The sequence below is a fragment of the Roseovarius bejariae genome (assembly GCF_009669325.1).
GTDB classification, from domain to species: Bacteria; Pseudomonadota; Alphaproteobacteria; order Rhodobacterales; family Rhodobacteraceae; genus Roseovarius; species Roseovarius bejariae.
In genome coordinates this window covers 1,119,816-1,136,977 of sequence record NZ_SZWE01000001.1, presented here as the reverse complement: position 1 = coordinate 1,136,977, position 17,162 = coordinate 1,119,816, and the positions used below count along the sequence as shown (strand labels likewise).

General features: G+C 62.0%; 20 protein-coding genes and 1 tRNA gene. 9 read left to right on the top strand and 12 right to left on the bottom strand.

Annotation, left to right across the window (positions count from 1 at the left end; translation table 11 throughout):
* The first annotated feature begins 15 nt into the window (after positions 1-15).
* Together FDP25_RS05415 and FDP25_RS05410 are read left to right on the top strand one after the other, a co-directional pair.
* Positions 16-89 (top strand) — tRNA-Gly (locus FDP25_RS05415).
* A 101-nt stretch (positions 90-190) separates the two neighbouring features.
* Positions 191-1,987, top strand: coding sequence for an ABC transporter transmembrane domain-containing protein (locus FDP25_RS05410; RefSeq protein ID WP_154149673.1), 1,797 nt, complete (start codon positions 191-193; stop codon positions 1,985-1,987).
* Positions 1,988-2,198: 211 nt separating this feature from the next.
* On the opposite strand, the gene FDP25_RS05405 is transcribed toward FDP25_RS05410, so the two are convergent.
* Genes FDP25_RS05405 through FDP25_RS05395 form a run of 3 tightly spaced genes read right to left on the bottom strand, consistent with a single transcriptional unit; the run spans position 2,199 to position 4,026 of the window.
* Entirely contained in the window at positions 2,199-3,272 is a 1,074-nt protein-coding gene (locus tag FDP25_RS05405; RefSeq protein WP_154149671.1) for a 5-(carboxyamino)imidazole ribonucleotide synthase, read from the bottom strand.
* On the bottom strand, positions 3,265-3,753 hold the full coding sequence (purE, locus tag FDP25_RS05400; RefSeq protein WP_154149669.1) for a 5-(carboxyamino)imidazole ribonucleotide mutase: 489 nt from the start codon (positions 3,751-3,753) through the stop codon (positions 3,265-3,267). Before purE ends, FDP25_RS05405 begins: the two co-directional genes overlap by 8 nt.
* A gap of 48 nt (positions 3,754-3,801) precedes the next feature.
* Positions 3,802-4,026, bottom strand: a complete 225-nt coding sequence (locus FDP25_RS05395) for a YdcH family protein (RefSeq protein ID WP_154149667.1) — start codon at positions 4,024-4,026, stop codon at positions 3,802-3,804.
* Between the two features lie 160 nt (positions 4,027-4,186).
* On the opposite strand from FDP25_RS05395, the gene FDP25_RS05390 reads away from it, so the two are divergent.
* The 4 genes from FDP25_RS05390 (at position 4,187) to FDP25_RS17185 (ending at position 5,805) form a co-directional block, all read left to right on the top strand.
* On the top strand, positions 4,187-4,600 hold the full coding sequence (locus FDP25_RS05390; RefSeq protein WP_154149665.1) for an Hsp20 family protein: 414 nt from the start codon (positions 4,187-4,189) through the stop codon (positions 4,598-4,600).
* A 5-nt stretch (positions 4,601-4,605) separates the two neighbouring features.
* Positions 4,606-4,833 carry a DUF1150 family protein gene (locus FDP25_RS05385; protein WP_154149663.1) on the top strand — a complete coding sequence of 76 codons (228 nt, stop codon included), beginning with the start codon at positions 4,606-4,608 and terminating at the stop codon, positions 4,831-4,833.
* Positions 4,834-4,925: 92 nt separating this feature from the next.
* Entirely contained in the window at positions 4,926-5,255 is a 330-nt protein-coding gene (locus tag FDP25_RS17190; RefSeq protein WP_246175769.1) for a hypothetical protein, read from the top strand.
* A gap of 4 nt (positions 5,256-5,259) precedes the next feature.
* Positions 5,260-5,805, top strand: coding sequence for a glycosyltransferase family 10 domain-containing protein (locus FDP25_RS17185; protein WP_246175768.1), 546 nt, complete (start codon positions 5,260-5,262; stop codon positions 5,803-5,805).
* Here the strand turns inward: FDP25_RS17185 and FDP25_RS05375 are convergent.
* Positions 5,754-6,476: a hypothetical protein gene (locus FDP25_RS05375; protein ID WP_154149660.1), complete on the bottom strand. Its 723-nt coding sequence runs from the start codon at positions 6,474-6,476 to the stop codon at positions 5,754-5,756. The two genes, FDP25_RS17185 and FDP25_RS05375, sit on opposite strands and share 52 nt — an antisense overlap.
* A gap of 96 nt (positions 6,477-6,572) precedes the next feature.
* On the bottom strand, positions 6,573-8,285 hold the full coding sequence (locus tag FDP25_RS05370; protein ID WP_154149658.1) for a bifunctional sulfate adenylyltransferase/adenylylsulfate kinase: 1,713 nt from the start codon (positions 8,283-8,285) through the stop codon (positions 6,573-6,575).
* Between the two features lie 267 nt (positions 8,286-8,552).
* On the opposite strand from FDP25_RS05370, the gene FDP25_RS05365 reads away from it, so the two are divergent.
* Complete coding sequence (locus FDP25_RS05365; RefSeq protein ID WP_154149656.1) at positions 8,553-9,605, top strand: cytochrome-c peroxidase; 1,053 nt, start codon at positions 8,553-8,555, stop codon at positions 9,603-9,605.
* A 63-nt stretch (positions 9,606-9,668) separates the two neighbouring features.
* Here FDP25_RS05365 and FDP25_RS05360 read toward each other — a convergent pair whose 3' ends face one another.
* Positions 9,669-10,580: a LysR substrate-binding domain-containing protein gene (locus FDP25_RS05360; protein WP_154149654.1), complete on the bottom strand. Its 912-nt coding sequence runs from the start codon at positions 10,578-10,580 to the stop codon at positions 9,669-9,671.
* A gap of 111 nt (positions 10,581-10,691) precedes the next feature.
* On the opposite strand from FDP25_RS05360, the gene FDP25_RS05355 reads away from it, so the two are divergent.
* Positions 10,692-11,228, top strand: coding sequence for a DUF6647 family protein (locus FDP25_RS05355; RefSeq protein ID WP_154149651.1), 537 nt, complete (start codon positions 10,692-10,694; stop codon positions 11,226-11,228).
* A 23-nt stretch (positions 11,229-11,251) separates the two neighbouring features.
* Here FDP25_RS05355 and trxB read toward each other — a convergent pair whose 3' ends face one another.
* Positions 11,252-12,196 carry a thioredoxin-disulfide reductase gene (gene trxB / locus FDP25_RS05350; protein ID WP_154149649.1) on the bottom strand — a complete coding sequence of 315 codons (945 nt, stop codon included), beginning with the start codon at positions 12,194-12,196 and terminating at the stop codon, positions 11,252-11,254.
* A 209-nt stretch (positions 12,197-12,405) separates the two neighbouring features.
* Between trxB and FDP25_RS05345 the strand changes: the two genes are divergently transcribed.
* Positions 12,406-12,906 carry an Lrp/AsnC family transcriptional regulator gene (locus tag FDP25_RS05345; RefSeq protein ID WP_154149647.1) on the top strand — a complete coding sequence of 167 codons (501 nt, stop codon included), beginning with the start codon at positions 12,406-12,408 and terminating at the stop codon, positions 12,904-12,906.
* Here FDP25_RS05345 and FDP25_RS05340 read toward each other — a convergent pair.
* From FDP25_RS05340 to lgt, 5 genes are all read right to left on the bottom strand, one after another.
* On the bottom strand, positions 12,903-13,697 hold the full coding sequence (locus FDP25_RS05340) for a Hint domain-containing protein (RefSeq protein WP_154149645.1): 795 nt from the start codon (positions 13,695-13,697) through the stop codon (positions 12,903-12,905). The genes FDP25_RS05345 and FDP25_RS05340 overlap by 4 nt on opposite strands.
* Before the next feature lie 330 nt (positions 13,698-14,027).
* Positions 14,028-14,159, bottom strand: a complete 132-nt coding sequence (locus tag FDP25_RS17305) for a hypothetical protein (RefSeq protein WP_281350450.1) — start codon at positions 14,157-14,159, stop codon at positions 14,028-14,030.
* Positions 14,160-14,446: 287 nt separating this feature from the next.
* The gene (gene pgeF, locus FDP25_RS05335) at positions 14,447-15,202 is read right to left on the bottom strand and encodes a peptidoglycan editing factor PgeF (protein ID WP_154149643.1); all 756 of its coding nucleotides are present in this window, start codon (positions 15,200-15,202) and stop codon (positions 14,447-14,449) included.
* Complete coding sequence (locus FDP25_RS05330; RefSeq protein ID WP_154149641.1) at positions 15,199-16,263, bottom strand: class I SAM-dependent methyltransferase; 1,065 nt, start codon at positions 16,261-16,263, stop codon at positions 15,199-15,201. Before FDP25_RS05330 ends, pgeF begins: the two co-directional genes overlap by 4 nt.
* Complete coding sequence (lgt, locus tag FDP25_RS05325) at positions 16,260-17,153, bottom strand: prolipoprotein diacylglyceryl transferase (RefSeq protein WP_154149639.1); 894 nt, start codon at positions 17,151-17,153, stop codon at positions 16,260-16,262. Before lgt ends, FDP25_RS05330 begins: the two co-directional genes overlap by 4 nt.
* Positions 17,154-17,162 lie beyond the last annotated feature (9 nt).

Sequence of the window (17,162 nt, the reverse complement as noted above, 5' to 3'; positions counted from 1 at the left end):
ACTCGGGATACCTGAGCGGGCATGGTGAAATGGTATCACACGAGCCTTCCAAGCTCTTGGTGCGGGTTCGATTCCCGCTGCCCGCTCCAGCTTACCCCCGGTTTCACAGGTATGCGGCCAATCTGTCCCCTTGACCCCGGGCGCTGGCCCGGCCAAGAACCATCCTCGAAACGTGTAAAGGGAACAGGACATGGTGCGCAGGGCCTCATCGGGCGCGGAAACCGAAGATCGTGAAAAATCCAGGGAACTGGGCGCGCTTGCCGGGCTTTGGCCCTTCATGCGCCCCTATCGCCTGCTCATGGTCGCGGCGCTGCTTGCGCTAATCCTGACGGCGACGGTCTCGCTCATGCTGCCGATGGCGGTGCGCCGGGTGGTCGACAACTTCGGCGCCGAGGATGGCGCCATCCTTGATCTTTATTTCTCGGCGGCTCTCGGGATCGCGGCGCTTCTGGCGGTGGGTACGGCGCTGCGCTATGCGCTGGTTACCTTCCTTGGCGAACGGGTGGTGGCCGATATCCGCAAGGCGGTTTTCGATCGCGTCATCGGCATGAGCCCCGCCTTCTTCGAAAAGATCATGACCGGCGAAGTCCTCAGCCGGATCACCACCGATACCACGTTGATTCTCTCGGTCATCGGCTCGTCGGTGTCCATCGCCCTGCGCAACCTGCTGATCTTCATCGGCGGACTGGCCCTGATGCTGATCACCTCGGCCAAGCTGACGGGGATGGTCCTGCTGATCGTGCCGCTGATCATCGTGCCGATCCTGACGCTGGGCCGCCGCCTGCGCAAGCTCAGCCGCGAGAATCAAGACTGGATCGCCAATTCCTCGGGCAATGCCTCCGAGGCGCTGCTGAGCGTGCAAACCGTGCAGGCCTTCACGCACGAGAGACAAAGCCGCGCGCGTTTCGCCGATGTGACCGAGAAAAGCTATGACTCCGCCAAGCGGCGGATCACCACCCGGGCCGTCATGACCATGATCGTGATCTTCCTTGTCTTTACCGGCGTGGTGGGGGTTCTCTGGATCGGCGCACGCGACGTGCGCGCCGGGGATATGAGCGCCGGTGCACTGGTGCAATTCGTGATCTACTCGGTCATGGTGGCCGGGGCCGTCGCGGCCCTGTCGGAAATCTGGGGCGAGTTACAACGCGCCGCCGGGGCCACCGAACGCCTTCAGGAACTCCTGCGCGCCACCGACCGGGTGCAAGACCCAGCCAGCCCCGCGCCGCTGCCCGGCCCGGTGCGCGGCGAAATCACCTTCGATCACGTGCGCTTTGCCTATCCCTCGCGGCCCGATACCGCCGCACTGGACGATGTCACGCTGACCGTGGCCCCCGGCGAAACCGTGGCCCTCGTCGGCCCCTCGGGCGCGGGCAAGACCAGCGTAATCCAACTGATCCAACGCTTCTACGATCCCGACGCCGGGCAGGTCGCCCTCGATGGCGTCCCGCTCGATACCATGGCCCGCAGCGAGTTCCGCAAGGCGCTGTCCCTGGTGCCGCAAGACCCGGTGATCTTCGCGGCCTCGGCGCGCGAGAATATCCGCTTCGGTCGTCTCGATGCCACGGATGCCGAGGTCGAGGCCGCCGCCCGCGCCGCCGCCGCCCATGACTTCATCATGGCCCTGCCCGACGGTTACGACAGCTACGTCGGCGAACGCGGCGTGATGCTCTCGGGGGGGCAGAAGCAACGTATCGCCATTGCCCGTGCCATCCTGCGCGACGCGCCGGTCCTCCTGCTGGACGAAGCCACCTCGGCCCTCGACGCCGAAAGCGAACGGGCGGTGCAGGAGGCCGTGGATGCCATGGCCCAAACCCGCACCACCATCATCGTCGCCCACCGCCTCGCCACGGTGAAAAAGGCCGACCGTATCGTGGTCATGGACGAGGGGCGCATCGTGGCCACAGGCACCCACGAGGATCTGGTCAAAGAAGATGGCCTCTACGCCCGGCTCGCCCGTTTGCAATTCACCGATGGGCAAGCGGCCTGACCCCAAGGCCTGCACGTGTTGAAGCTGTCGGATGCCTCCGGCGGGAGTATTTGCAGAAAGATGAAGCGGTATGCTCCGCACACTTCATCTTTCCAAAAATACTCCGGGGGGCGTTGAAAATCCTATTTTCAACGTGGGGGCAGCGCCCCCATGCGGCGCGCGAAGGCGCGCTTATCCTGTCGCGCCAAAGGCGCGGCTTTTTGTGGCTAGGTTAACCCTGGCGAATGATGCGGTTCACATGGCCCATCTTGCGACCCGGCTTCACATCGGCCTTGCCGTAAAGGTGCAATGAGGCGTCCCGCTCCTCCGCGATGCCCGGCACCTTTTCCATATCCTCGCCGATCAGGTTTTCCATCACCACGTCGGCATAGCGGCTGCCATCACCAAGCGGCCAGCCTGCCACGGCGCGGATGTGCTGTTCGAACTGGTCCACGGTACAGCCCTGCTGTGTCCAGTGGCCCGAGTTGTGAACGCGCGGGGCGATTTCGTTCACCACCAAGCCTTGCGGCGTTACGAAAAGCTCCACGCCCATGACGCCCACATAATCCAGCGCATTGAGGATTTTGCCCGCCATCAGCACCGCATCGGTGCGCTGTGCGGTGCTCAGGCGTGCGGGCACCGTGGTGGTGCGCAGAATGCCTCCCTCGTGGACGTTCCCGCCCGGATCGAAACAGGCCACATCGCCCCAGGCACTGCGTGCTCCGATCACCGAGACCTCGTGGCTGAAGTCGACAAACCCCTCAAGGATCGCTTCTTGCCCGGCCATATCCTCCAGCGCAGCGGCGGCATCGCCCGCCTGCATGATCCGCGCCTGCCCTTTGCCGTCATAGCCAAAGCGCCGGGTTTTCAGGATTGCGGGCAAGCCGATCTTTTCAATTGCCGCCTCCAGATCTTCCTGCGTGGTCACCGCGGCATAGGGCGCGGTGGTCAGGCCCAGACCCGACAGGAAATCCTTTTCGGTCAGGCGGTCTTGGCTGACGCGCAACGCCTCGCGCCCCGGGCGCACGGGCACCAGTGATTCGATGAGGTCCAGCGCGGCGGTGGGGATGTTTTCGAACTCATAGGTTACCACGTCCACGGCTTTGGCAAAGCGGCGCAACGCCTCTTCGTCGTCGTAGGCGGCCTTGAAATGGAAGTTGGACACGTGGCTGGCGGGGCAATCGCCGCCCGGCTCGAACACACAGGTCTTGAAGCCCAGGCGGGAGGCCGCAACCGAAAGCATCCGGCCCAGTTGCCCGCCGCCCAAGATTCCGATGGTGGCCCCGGTGGTCAGTGGTTCAGTCATCTTGCGGCTCGTCTGGAATGGAAGCGGACAGCGCCTCGCGCCATGCGTCGAGGCGGGTAGCAAGCGCGTCATCATGGGTGGCGAGGATGCCAGCGGCCATCAGGCCCGCATTGGCCGCGCCCGCCGCACCGATCGCCATGGTGGCCACCGGAAAGCCCTTGGGCATCTGCACGATGGAATAAAGGCTGTCGACCCCCGACAGCGCCTTGGTTTGTACCGGCACGCCCACCACGGGCACGCGCGTTTTGCTGGCCATCATGCCGGGCAGGTGGGCCGCGCCACCGGCCCCCGCGATGATCACCTTCAACCCGCGTTTGGCGGCAGTTTTCCCATAGTCCCACAGGCGGTCCGGGGTCCGGTGGGCCGAGACGATCTTGGCCTCATAGGCCACGCCCAATTCATCAAGGATGTTGGCGGCCTCGCGCATGGTGGGCCAGTCGGATTGGCTGCCCATGATAATGCCCACTTGGATCTCTGCCATATGTCATGCCCCTTGCAATGAAGGGCGCACTATACGCATCACTGGCGCTTACGCAATAATGTCTGGATACAGTCGATCTTCGATATAGGCGATCATGTCCTTGAGCCGCAGTTTTTGCTGTTTCAGCCGCTTGATGGTCAGTGGATCGCGCGCGCCTTTTTCTTCAAGCGCCGTAATCGCCTCGTCCAGATCGCGGTGCTGGCGGCGGAATTCCTCCAGTTCGACATGCAACACCTCGTCGGATTTCATCGACAGATCGCCAAAAGCATTCATGGCTCAAGATTCCTTATCATGGATACCCTCTAAGATACTGTATTCGCCCGATTTCGCAAAGCCCTTGCACCGCCGTTGGTCAGCCCCCATATTTTGCGGTGTGGGGTTGCCGTAATCGGGGCCCTTCAAAGGACTGTCGCTTTAAGTGAAGGACGTGTCGATGACCAAAATGACGCTGGGGTCGCACCCCTACATGCTGGGGTTCGAGCAGTTGGAGCGCATGCTGGAACGCAGCGCAAAGTCGGGCAACGAAGGTTACCCGCCGTTCAATATCGAGCAGACCTCGGAAAACTCCTATCGTATCACGCTGGCCGTGGCCGGCTTTGCCGAGGATGACCTGACGATCACTGTCGAAGATCGGCAACTGGTGATCCGGGGCCGTCAATCCGATGACAGCGACAACCGGATATTCTTGCACCGTGGTATCGCCGCGCGCCAGTTCCAGCGTTCTTTCGTGCTGGCCGATGGCGTCGAGGTGGGCGAGGCGGTCATGGAAAACGGCCTGCTGCACGTGGATTTGACCCGCGCACAGCCCGAAACCGTGGTGCAGAGAATCAAGATCAACAAGGGGTAAGCGAGATGCAGACACCATATGATTTCGGCGCCGAAACGGGCCGTCCCATCGTCTATGTGCGCGCGGTCAAGGTGGCCGATCTGCCCGAGGACGTTCGTGAACAGGCCATGGGTAATGAAACGCTTTACGCGGTGCACAGTGCCGAGGGCGAGCGCCTTGCCTTGGTGCGTGATCGTCGGCTGGCCTTTGTTCTGGCCCGCCAGAACGATATGGAGCCGGTGACGGTTCACTAAATGAAACAGGTGGCGCACCTGCGCCACCTCTTGCGCTTGCCATGACAGGGCACAGCGCCTAATCACCCGGTGTCGGTCACCGGAGTCACCCAATGTCCAAAGTTCAGCCCGCTGTCGCGATCCTGCCTTATCGTATCAAACTGGGCTGGACCCCGGGGGCCTTGCCCCTGGATGACATGATCTGGCCCTTGGGTCAGCCCGAGCGTCTAAAGGGGCGCTGCCTGCGCGATCTGGAGCCTGACGATCATCTGGTCGTTTTTATGCGTGGCATGATTCACTGGCGGCTGGGGTTTGGTACGCGGGCCAAGGTTTCGGTGATGATCCTTGAGCCGCAGGCGATCCACGGCAAACACGTGCGCCTGCTGCGCCGCTCGCACCGGCGTTTTTTTCCGGGTGCTGACCTTCTACGAAAGCCTTTGTGAAACCTTGCCCAACGCAACGTTCTTTCCCTTCGGTAGTACCTGGGTGCCAAACTGGCCCGATCTGGATACCACCAAGACGAAGATGTGCTCGCTCATAGCGTCCGCCAAACGCGAGCTTGAAGGCCACGCCTTGCGTCATGAGATCGTGGAGTGGGCCAAGGCAGAAGGGGTCACCCTCGACGTCATGGGGGGAGGGTATCAGCGGTTCAAGGCCAAATCCGACGGGCTGGCGCCATATCGCTATTCCGTGGTGATCGAAAACGTCCGCGAGCGGGATTATTTCACGGAGAAATTGATTGATGCCCTTCTGTGCAAGACCGTGCCGATCTACTGGGGCTGTCCGAATATCGCAGAGTACTTCGATACGTCGGGAATGATAATTTGCGAAAGCGCTGCGGATATTCAGCAAGCGCTTCGATCCATGTCAGAAGCGGATTATAACGCGCGTTTGCCAGCCTTGGAGGCGATCCGCGAAACGGCTGCCGGTTATGGCGATATTCATGGGCGCGCCGCTCGGGCAGTCCTTGAGGCCGCAGGCCACAGGCCATAACGCTGGGTCAGGGCCTCGATGCAGGCCATATTGGCCTCATGCCGGTTTTGTCCGGCGATATGCGCATTCTGCAAGGCGTAGCGATCCTGAAACGCGGGGCGAATACTGGCGCGGGCCTGCGCTACCTCCTGCACTGCCACGCCATGCCGCGCCAACTGTCCCGACAGCCAGATATCATCCACCGGCCAAGCGGCCTCGGGCGGCTCCATCTCCGCACCCGATAGCCACGCAGGATCAATGCAGACCCCGGAAAACCCTTGTGCAATATCGGTGAACCCAGGTTTGGCGTGGCTTTGCCGCGTCAAGCGCTTGACGGAAAACCCTTGTCCCGTGCTGGCCACACCATCGCCCGCGTCCGCCAACAGCGCCGCGGCCCAGCCGGGCGGATATAACCAGTCGTCATCGCAATAGATCAACCTATCCACCTGTCCGCGAAGATGCCGTGCGGAAATCAAAGCCTTGCCCGCCGGGCCAAGGTCTGCCCCGGACCATAGCAGTTCAACACCACTGGGCAGGGCAGGGGGCGTGACCGGGCCGGGAAAGCGGCGATAACTGCGCGGCAGACACAGGTAGACCGCCACAGGCGCAGGCCGCTGTGCCAGAAGCGCCGATAAAACCGGGCCAATGCGCGCAAAGCGCGGTGGAATAGAGGTAAGCGAAATCGCGTACATCCCGCGCGCTTAAACGAAAATGGGCCGCCCCGGCAAGGACGGCCCGCGCATTTCAAGGTACGGCAGACCCAAAGGCCCACCGCCGGTTCCAGCAGGTCAGCCCGCGATCAGGCCCATCTGTTCCAGCTTCAGGATCACCTGATGCGCGCAGTTGTCCACCTCGGTGCCTTCGGTCTCGACCCGCAGTTCGGGATCGGCAGGCACGTCGTAAGGGTCTGAAATCCCAGTGAATTCCTTGATCTTGCCTTCCCGCGCCAGCTTGTACAGGCCCTTGCGGTCACGCCGCTCGCATTCCTCGATCGAGGTGGCGACATGCACTTCGATGAAGGCGCCGTATTGTTCGATCTCCTCGCGCACGGCCCGGCGGGTCGCGGCATAGGGCGCGATCGGCGCACAAAGCGCGATCCCGCCGTTCTTGGTGATCTCCGACGCGACATAACCGATGCGGCGAATGTTCAGGTCACGATGCTCTTTCGAGAAGCCCAGTTCAGAACTGAGGTTCTTGCGCACGATATCGCCATCCAGAAGCGTCACCGGACGGCCCCCCATTTCCATGAGCTTGGTCAAAAGTGCGTTGGCGATGGTCGATTTGCCCGAGCCGGAAAAGCCCGTGAAGAACACGGTAAAGCCTTGTTGGCTGCGCGGCGGATAGCGGTGGCGCAACTCCGAAACGACTTCGGGGAATGAGAACCACTCGGGCACTTCCAACCCTTCGCGCAAGCGGCGGCGCAATTCGGTCCCCGAGATATTCAGGATCGTGACGTCGTCCTTGTCTTCGATCTCGTCGATGGCTTCGTACTGGGCGCGCTCCTGCACATAGACCATGTGTTTGAAGTCGACCATTTCGATGCCGATCTCGTCCTGATGCTTGCGGAACAATTCCTGTGCATCATAAGGCCCGTAGAAATCCTCGCCTTGGCTGTTCTTGCCGGGGCCGGCATGGTCACGCCCCACGATGAAATGCGTGCAGCCGTGGTTCTTACGGATCAACCCGTGCCAAACCGCCTCGCGCGGGCCGGCCATGCGCATGGCTAGGTTCAACAAGCTCATCGTGGTCGTCGAACCGGGGTATTTGTCCAGCACCGCCTCGTAGCAGCGCACGCGCGTGAAGTGGTCCACATCACCCGGCTTGGTCATGCCCACGACGGGGTGGATCAGCAGGTTGGCCTCGGCCTCTTTCGCGGCGCGGAACGTCAGCTCCTGGTGCGCACGGTGAAGCGGGTTGCGCGTCTGGAACGCCACAACCTTGCGCCAGCCCAGCTTGCGGAAATAGGCGCGCAACTCGTTGGGCGTGTCGCGACGGGCGCGGAAATCGTAATGCACCGGCTGTTGAATGCCGGTGATCGGCCCGCCGAGGTAAACCGCGCCAGCGGAGTTATGCAGGTAGTTCACAGCCGGGTGTGCCTCGTCATCGGCGCCAAACACCTTTTCGGCCTCGCGCGATTTGTCCGGTGTCCAGCGATCTGTCACCGTCATCGTGGCAAGGATCACGCCCTCTTGGTCGCGCAGGGCAATATCCTGTCCCGTTTTGATGCCTTCGGCAAAACTTTCCGAGACATCCAGCGTGATGGGCATCGGCCAAAGCGTGCCGTCGGCAAGGCGCATGTTCTCGACAACGCCATTGTAATCCTCTTCCGAGAGGAATCCTTTCAGCGGGTTGAACCCGCCGTTCATCAACAATTCCAGATCGCAGATCTGGCGTGGGCTCAGGTCCCAACTGATCAGGTCGGCAGCCTCGCCCTTCAGCTTCTGGGCGGACTCGTGGGAAACATACAATTCGGGGATCGGGGCCAGGTTCGGCTGAGACATAACAACTCTCGGAATTTGTTCTAGATCTGAGTGAAACAGTGCCGTGCGCACATATCGCCTGCGCCTTAGCGCCGATGTGCAGGGTCGGGCAAGTCGTGGCGGTCAGAAAACCCAAAAAGAGGCAAAAATGACGCGCGGCGACGGAAAACCGGAACGATGTTTTTGGCCATCTTCATATTCTGATTTTGATATGGATCAGGGTTCACTGCCTCGGAGTACTTTAGAGTGATTCTAACGCGCGAGATTTTGACATCGGAGACTACCTCTATGCCACATAACTGGAAAGTTGCCCTCGGTACTGCCTCTTGTCTCGCACTCGGTGCCGCGGCGCAGGCGTCGGAACTGCGCGATGATGCGCTTGCGATGTTCGCGGCGGTTCCTTCGACCGTGCCGGCGATGACCGACAACCCCATTACCCCCGAAAAGATCGACCTCGGCAAGGCGCTTTTCTTCGACCCGCGCATGTCGGCGTCGGGGGTGTTCTCGTGTAACTCCTGCCACAACCTCGCCACCGGCGGGGATGACAACATGCCCACCTCCATCGGCCACGGCTGGCAGAAGGGGCCGCGCAATTCGCCCACCGTGCTCAACGCCGTGTTCAACGAGGCCCAGTTCTGGGATGGCCGTGCCGAAGATCTCAAGGCGCAGGCCAAAGGGCCGGTTCAGGCGGGTGTCGAGATGGCCAATACACCGGCCAATGTGATCGCCACGTTGAACTCCATGCCGCAGTATCAGGACTGGTTCAAAGCGTCCTTCCCGGGTGAGGAAGACCCGGTCACCTTCGATAATTTCGCCAAGGCGATCGAGGCCTACGAAGCGACCCTGATCACTCCCGCACCCTTCGATGCCTATCTGAACGGCGACGATGCCGCCCTGACGGACGTGGAAAAAGAGGGTCTCGCGCTCTTCATGGACAAGGGCTGTGCCTCCTGCCACAACGGCGTGAACCTCGGCGGGACGGGGTATTTCCCCTTCGGTCTCATCGAAAAACCCGGTGCCGACGTGCTGCCGCCCGATGATCGTGGCCGCTTCCAGGTGACCGAGACTGCCGACGATTCCTACGTGTTCCGCGCCGCACCGCTGCGCAACATCGATCAGACCGCACCCTATTTCCACTCCGGCAAGGTCTGGGATCTTGAGGTCGCGGTTGCCATCATGGGCACCTCGCAACTTGGGACCGAACTCACGGAGCCCGAAGTCGACAAGATCGTCGCCTTCCTCGGGTCGCTCACCGGCGAAATGCCCGAGGTGGTCTATCCGGTCCTGCCCGCCGAAACGCTGGAGACCCCGCGTCCCACCGGCGAAGTGGTGCCGAACTGAATCAGGGTTTGCCCAAGCAAAACGGCGCGGATTCCGCGCCGTTTTCATATCTGCGCGGTTGTCCTATTCCGCGGCGGATGTCGTTTGCACGGATGAGTGCGATCGCTCGACCTCGCCGAATATCCACTCGCGGAACTGCCGGATCATCGCATCCCCCTCGCGGCCTTCGGCATGGGCCACCGAGTAAATCACCGATGGCATGGTGATGGTGTCGAACAGGCGTACCAGACGCCCGCTTGCCACCGTGTCGCGCACCATGCTGTCATAGGCCAGCGAGATACCATTGCCCTGTTCCGCCGCCGTGGTGGCCAGTTCGCAATTGGGAAACACCGGGCCGGGCGGCATCGCCCCGGATGTCAGGCCCGCCGCCGCGAACCATTGCGCCCATGCATCGTCGGTTTCGTCATACATCAATGTCATGCGCAACAGGTCTTCGGGGTGTTCGATCCCTTCGGCCTCTTTCAAGGCGGGCGAGATAACGGGATAGCGGCTGGATTGCATCAGGGGGGCCGAGCACACCCCCGGCACCTGCTCCGCAGCCCATTGGATCACCACGTCGCTGTCGTTGCTGGCGAAATCAAGCGACGGCGCCCCGGTCGATACCCGCAAGTGCACCCGGTCGCCAAACGACAACCCGGGCAGGCGCGGCACCAGCCACCGCGCGGCAAAGCCCGGTGTGCACAAGACGCGCAGGGGCCTTTTCCCCGCCTCGCGTATCGCGCGCGTGCTGTCATCCAGAAAATCCAGAAGACCGGCGAGTTTCCCGGCATATCCCTTACCCGTCAAAGTCAGGTTCAACTGATTGCCGTCCCGTTCGAAAAGCGCGGTATCCAGATACTCTTCCAAGGCGCGGATTTGATGGCTGATCGCCGAGGGCGACAGGCATAACTCCTCCGCTGCCTTCTTGAAGCTCTTGTGACGCGCAGCAGCCTCGAAGGCCTTGACCGCCGCAAAGGGGGGAAGTTGTCGACCCATAGCAGGTGAATTTCCTTCAACTGCGGTTGAAAAATGGTCTTTTGCGCATCGCGCCCCCATCAGCATAGCATCTTTCACGGTTTCAGTCCAAATCAGACCCCGGAGGACGCCATGCGCTTCCTGTCCCGTGCCCGCCATCGGCTGGCTCGTCCCAGTATTCTTTGCCTTCTTCTTCTGGCCGCGCCGGTCAGGGCCGGTGAGCTTCTGGCGTGGCGCGAGGCGCCTGACATGCCGGCGCTTGTGACGCATCTTGAGGATTGGCTCGATGCCGCTTCGGACCTGCCCCGGCGTGCGGCGGCGCCCGCCGTGCGCCTGACATCCCGGGCCCATGTCGCACGCATCGCCCCGATGCGCGCCGCAAGTGATGCCTCACATACGCGTGGGCTTTACGATCCCGATTCCGAAACCATCTGGCTGGTCCGGCCCTGGAGTGCCAAGTCCCCCTTCGACGTAAGCGTCCTGCTGCACGAATTGGCGCACCACCGGCAGGCGGGGCAGGGGCATTGGTACTGCCCCGGCGCTCAGGAGCTGCCTGCCTACCGTCTGCAACAGGCCTGGCTCAATGAACTTGGCCTTGAGCCCGATGTGAACTGGATCGCCGTCATACTCGAAGCTGGCTGCACGGCGCGCGACATCCACCCCGACTAAGCACGCCCCTTGGGCGGTTCGGTTCAGCCTTCCAGTTCGGCGATGAATTTCTCTGCATCCAGCGCCGCCATGCAGCCCATACCGGCGCTGGTCACCGCCTGACGATAGATATGGTCGGTCAGGTCACCCGCCGCGAAAAGCCCGGGGATGGAGGTGCGGGTAGAGCCGGCCTCGACCTTGACATATTCGCCGTGGTGCATCTCGACCTTGCCCTTGACCAACTCGTTGGCGGGCGCATGGCCGATGGCGATGAAAACACCCTTGCAGGGAATCTCCTGTGTCTCGCCGGTTTTCGTATGCTTGACCCGCACACCAGTCACGCCCTTGGGGTTGTCATCGCCCAGAACCTCGTCGAGTTCATGGAACCAAAGCGGCTCGATCTTGGGGTGCTTCAGCAACCGATCCTGCAGGATTTTCTCGGCGCGCAACTCGTCCCGGCGGTGGATCAACGTCACCTTCGAGGCGAAATTCGTCAGGAACAGCGCTTCCTCGACGGCGGTGTTGCCGCCGCCCACCACGACGATCTCCTGCCCGCGGTAAAAGAACCCGTCACAGGTGGCACAGGCCGACACGCCAAAGCCCTTGAAGGCCTCCTCGCTGTCCAGACCCAGCCACTTGGCCCGCGCGCCGGTGGCAAGGATCACGCTATCGGCGGTATAGGTCGTGCCGCTGTCGCCCTTGGCGACGAATGGGCGGCTGTCCACGTCCAGTTCGGTGATGATGTCACCGATGATCTCACAGCCCATTTCCTTGGCGTGGGCCTCCATCCGCACCATCAGGTCCGGCCCCTGCACCTCGGTATCGCCGGGCCAGTTCTCGACCTCGGTCGTCGTGGTCAACTGCCCGCCCGGTTCGATCCCCTGCACAAGGATCGGCTCCAGCATGGCGCGGCTGGCATAGACCCCGGCGGTATAGCCCGCCGGGCCCGAGCCGATGATCAGGGTTTTGGTATGACGGGTTTCGCCCATGGGTCACCTGTAGCGTTATCGGTTTGCATTACATTTCGCGGCAGATATAGCCGCGCCGCGCGCGGCATGTAACCCCCACCGAACCGCCGGTCACTTGTGCTGTGAATCTTTTTGACCGTGAAACGATGTTGCGTCTTGGTGAAACAATATTGCGCGCATATATGGGCATGCTATAACAATCGCGAAAACACCCAGAGGACCACCCCGAGATGCCCGTAACCCGCCTCGACCCCATTGACCGCAAGATTCTGGCCGAGCTACAGGCCGACGGTCGGATGACCAACGTGGAACTGGCCAAGCGCGTCGGCATTTCGGCACCGCCCTGCCTGCGCCGCGTGCGCACGCTTGAGGAGCAGGGCTTCATCAAGGGCTACCATGCCGATGTGGACGCCCGTGAACTGGGCTTCGAGGTTCAGGTGTTCGCCAGTGTCGGCTTGCAAAAACAGGCCGAATCCGACCTCAGCGCCTTCGAAGACCTGTGTCAGGGTTGGCCGTTGGTGCGCGAGTGCCACATGCTCAACGGCGAGGTGGATTTCATCCTCAAATGCGTGGCGCCCGACCTGTCCACCTTCCAGCGCTTCCTCACCGAGGAACTGACTGCCGCCGAAAATGTCGCCAGCGTCAAAACCTCGCTGGTCATTCGCGGCGCCAAGGATGAACCGGGCGTGCCCTTCAATATCCTCGAAGACCGCCTGACCCAGAGCGCCTAAGCCACTTCCAGACCGCCCGGCGAGACAAGCGGCAGCCGCAGATGCGACAGCCCACCGAACTCATACGGGGCCTTGATATGCGGGAAGAACGACAGGAACAGGCCCAACATCTTCTCGCCCATCTTGCGTTCGAATCCTGCACCGGGGTGATAGCTTTCCACTGACAGGCCCCCGGCGTTGATTGTCGCATGTCGGGCAAGGCACAGGTGATACACCGTCACCGGGCGCGGCGGCATGATTTCAATCACACCATTGCCATCGACCAAATGTCGTACCGGGGTCAGGATCGGCTCGTTGCCCATCTGCTGGCGCAGGTGCGTCGCCGGGGCAAGAACCCGCGCACCGGGGCCGAACATCACGTTCGACATCGGTTTACCCATGCCGAAGGCCTCGGGCATGATCCGGGTCATGCGGGCTTCGGGGGGTGTGGGGCCATCGGATTTCGGCACCAATGTCATCGACCCGACCCAAAGAAGCTCTGTCGGGCCGTATTCGACGGTTTCGACCTGATCGCCGGGAAGCAAATCCTCGACCGCGACAGGGCCTTGTGTCGTCTGGATCAGGGTGCTGCGGGCAAAGGCCGAAAAGGCCGCTTCAAACAGGGGCAGGGCCGGGCCGATCTGTTCGGTTTGGCGCATTTCGCCGTCCGGACGCAATGCCGAAATCTGGTATTTGCGCATGACCATGGGTCGTCGGCGCGCTGCCTGAACGGCGTCCGGTGCATCCGGGCGGAGATATGTAGAGGAGCGTGCGGCCACCGAGAGGCTGGCGGCCAAGGAGGGGGTGGTCATGATGCGTCACCTTTTCAGGTCGTCACACCCGCGTCGGCCCCCACCGACAACGACAGACTGACGAATACAGTTAAAGTCTGATGTAAACAGTAAGTGCCATTTTAACCTATTCAGTCAAATGCGTCGGCGTATTGTCTGATGCGATTATTAAAATTTCCGTGATGATCCGGGTTTGTTTCCAAGGTGCCAACGATTTTGCCACAATTCGGGCTGTCACGGCCCTCGAATCGAAGGGGTCGGCAATAAAAAACGGGGTCTCCAACAAGGAAACCCCGGTCTGTCAATCCAGAGGGAACCGGTAAGATCACCGGGGTCGTTTGCCCCCTGCGCTTATGCAGATTTGACCTTGGCCAGAGACAGGGCCGCCGAACGCGGCTTGCGCTTCATGTCGCGCTGAAACGGCAGGGCCGGGGTGTCTTGTTTGCTGGTCTCGATAACGCTTTTCATCCAACGCTTTTTCATGATCTTGTCCTCTGCTCTGATCTTTTGGTCCGCCCGTTCAGGGCATCAATGTCTGGTTGAGGACGAGTATTGATCCGGTTTGCGGCCATGTTTTGACGAGACGATAGAAACTTCGATGTTTTTGCCTCAATTGGCAAAGCTGATTGGGGCAGCTACGTCAAATTGTCCTAAGTGTATAAAATTAAAAGAAAATAAGTGAGCGCTTGAACCAATGGTTGCGGTTTCCTCGTATTGTTTCCAAAAACTTTGGCAATCTTGTTCCCAAAACGGCCCCGTTTTCGCCAGATTCAAAGACGTATGGCAGAAATCAAGCGGCCATAGTCGGCTTCACCGGCATGGGTTGCCCGACGGTACGAGAAAAACCGATCAGGGTCGGAATAGGTGCAGTGACGCGTCCATTCGGCCTCACCCACACCGGCCTGCCGCAGGCGGTGCAGCCCATAAGCCGGCAGATCGAACAAGTAACGATCACCCTCTCCATTGGCGAAAAACCGATGATTTTCGGGGTCTTCGGCCATGAAATCGTCCAGGAACTCGGGCCCAACCTCATAGGCCCGCTGACTGATCGAGGGGCCGATCACCGCGCGGATCGATCCGCGCTTTGCGCCTAGGGCCTCCATCGCGTCGATCGTGGCATCCAGAACGCCGTCCAACGCGCCGCGCCATCCGGCATGGGCCGCCCCCACAACGCCGTTTTCGGGGTCGGCAAACAGCACCGGCTGACAATCCGCCGTCAGGATCGCCAGCGCCACGCCCGGTGTCGCAGTGACCATGGCATCGGCCTCGGGCCGCTCTGCCATGGGGCCATCCACGGCAACGGCCTTGGCCGAATGCACCTGATGCACGTTGATCAGGGTCTCGGGGGGCACTTCCATTGCCTCGGCTACCCTCGCGCGATTGATGGTCACGATCTCCGACTGGTCCGACGATCCCTGCCCACAGTTGAGCCCCCGGAACACACCTGACGACGCCCCGCCCTTGCGGGTAAAGAACCCGTGGCGCAGCGGTGCAAGGCTGTCCGATGTCAGGATCTCCAATGTCATGCCTCGAATCCCGGTGGTGGTGCAGCGCCTTCAGGATAAAGCGCCATGGCTTTGAAGAGCGTCCCCATTTCCTGCGGATGGGTCAAGCGCCGATGTGCGGCAATATGATGGCGCAGGGCCTCGTCCTTCAATCCATTGGCCAGCGCTTGCGCGCGCTGCGTGATCCCGAGGCGTTCCAGAAACACCCCCTGCGGTGTCAGGCGGGAATGCGCACAAGGCGCGGCCAGTGCCAGTGCTTCGAAATCCACGTGCGCTGTCAGGTCCGCCGCGCCGGGATGTGCGAAAGGGGGGGCCGGTTCGTGATCCCTGAGGGCCTGAAAGGTATCGCCCAGCGACCGCCAGTCGCCATAGTCCACGATAACGGCCACACCGCCCCGCGACTTGACCTTCGCGCCCAGCGTGGCCGCCACGGCCAGCGCCGGGGGGGAAAACTCCACAACGTCGCCGGGTCGCGTGTCCTCAAGCCGATGCGCCAAGGCGGGCAGGGGGCTGGCCTCGCTCAGCCCAAGGGTCAGCGCGCCGTCCTGCAAACCGACGCACCGCTCGCGCCACTTGTCCCCCTCGGCCCGTTCCACCTGGCGGACGGGCAGGGCATCGAAAAACTCGTTCGCAATCAGGTAAAGCGGTGCGTCGGGCACGTCCTCGACGCTCTCATGCCATGTCACGTCCATGCCCGTCAGCGCCTCGGCCTGCACCGCGCGCAAGGCGGGCGAGGTCTCGACCAGATGCACGGACATTGCCGCGTGAAACCCCGGCACGGCCTTCGTCGCCCGCAGGGCATCGGCCATCAACGTCCCGCGCCCCGGCCCAAGCTCGGCCAGTGTGAACCGCCCCGGCGCGCCCTGGTCCATCCAGGCCTGCGCCAATGTCAGGCCGATCAATTCGCCGAACATCTGGCTGATTTCCGGGGCCGTGGTGAAATCCCCCTTGGCCCCCAAGGGGTCGCGCGTCGCGTAATACCCGTGCTCGGGATGCATCAGGCACAGCGCCATGTATTCCGACAAGGGCATCGGCCCCTCGGCTCCGATCCGGGCCTCGATGATCTCGCGCAGCGCGCTCATGCCTCGCGCCGCAATACGGCGATCGCCAGCAACAACAGCCCCAATGCCACCATCGGCAGTGAGAGAAGCTGCCCCATGCTCAGGCCCCAGTCACTCCCGAAGCGCAGCACATAGCCCATGGGGTTCTCGGGTGTGATGAACTGTGCGTCCGCCTGCCGGAAGAACTCAACGAAAAACCGCGATAGGCCATAGCCGATGAAAAACACCCCCGAGACCAGCCCCGGCGTCCACAACGCCCGGTGCCGCCAGACCAGCCAAAGGACGACTAGGCCCAGCAAAAGCCCCTCAAGCCCCGCCTCGTAAAGCTGCGACGGGTGCCGCGCACAGGGCCCTGCAACCGCCGGGCAATCCTGCGCCGCCGCCGTTGGGAAAATCACCCCCCAAGGCGCCTCCGTCGGGCGCCCCCAAAGCTCGGCGTTGATGAAATTGGCAATCCGGCCCAGCAACAGCCCCACAGGGGCCGCCATGCACAGGACATCGGCCAGCGACAGCGCCCGCACACCCCGCGCATAGGCAAAGCCGAAACAGGCCACCATGACGCCCAGAAGCCCGCCGTGGAACGACATCCCCCCCTGCCAGACCTTCAGAATCTCGACAGGGTTCTGCAAATAATACCCCGGCTGGTAAAACAGGACGAAGCCCAGCCGCCCACCAAGAATCACCCCAAGGATCACCCATGTCAGCAGGTCCTCGACGTCGCGCACGGTCAATGGCGCCTCGCCGCCGCGCCACAGATGCCCGCGCCGCACCGCCAGCACCACCAGACGCCAGCCCAGAACGATCCCCACGATATAGGCAAGCGCATACCAGCGCAGGGCAAATTCCATGCCAAACAAAGAGATGCTGAAAATCTCGGGCGAAATATCGGGGAAGGGGATCACGGCCTGCATGTGCGTCTC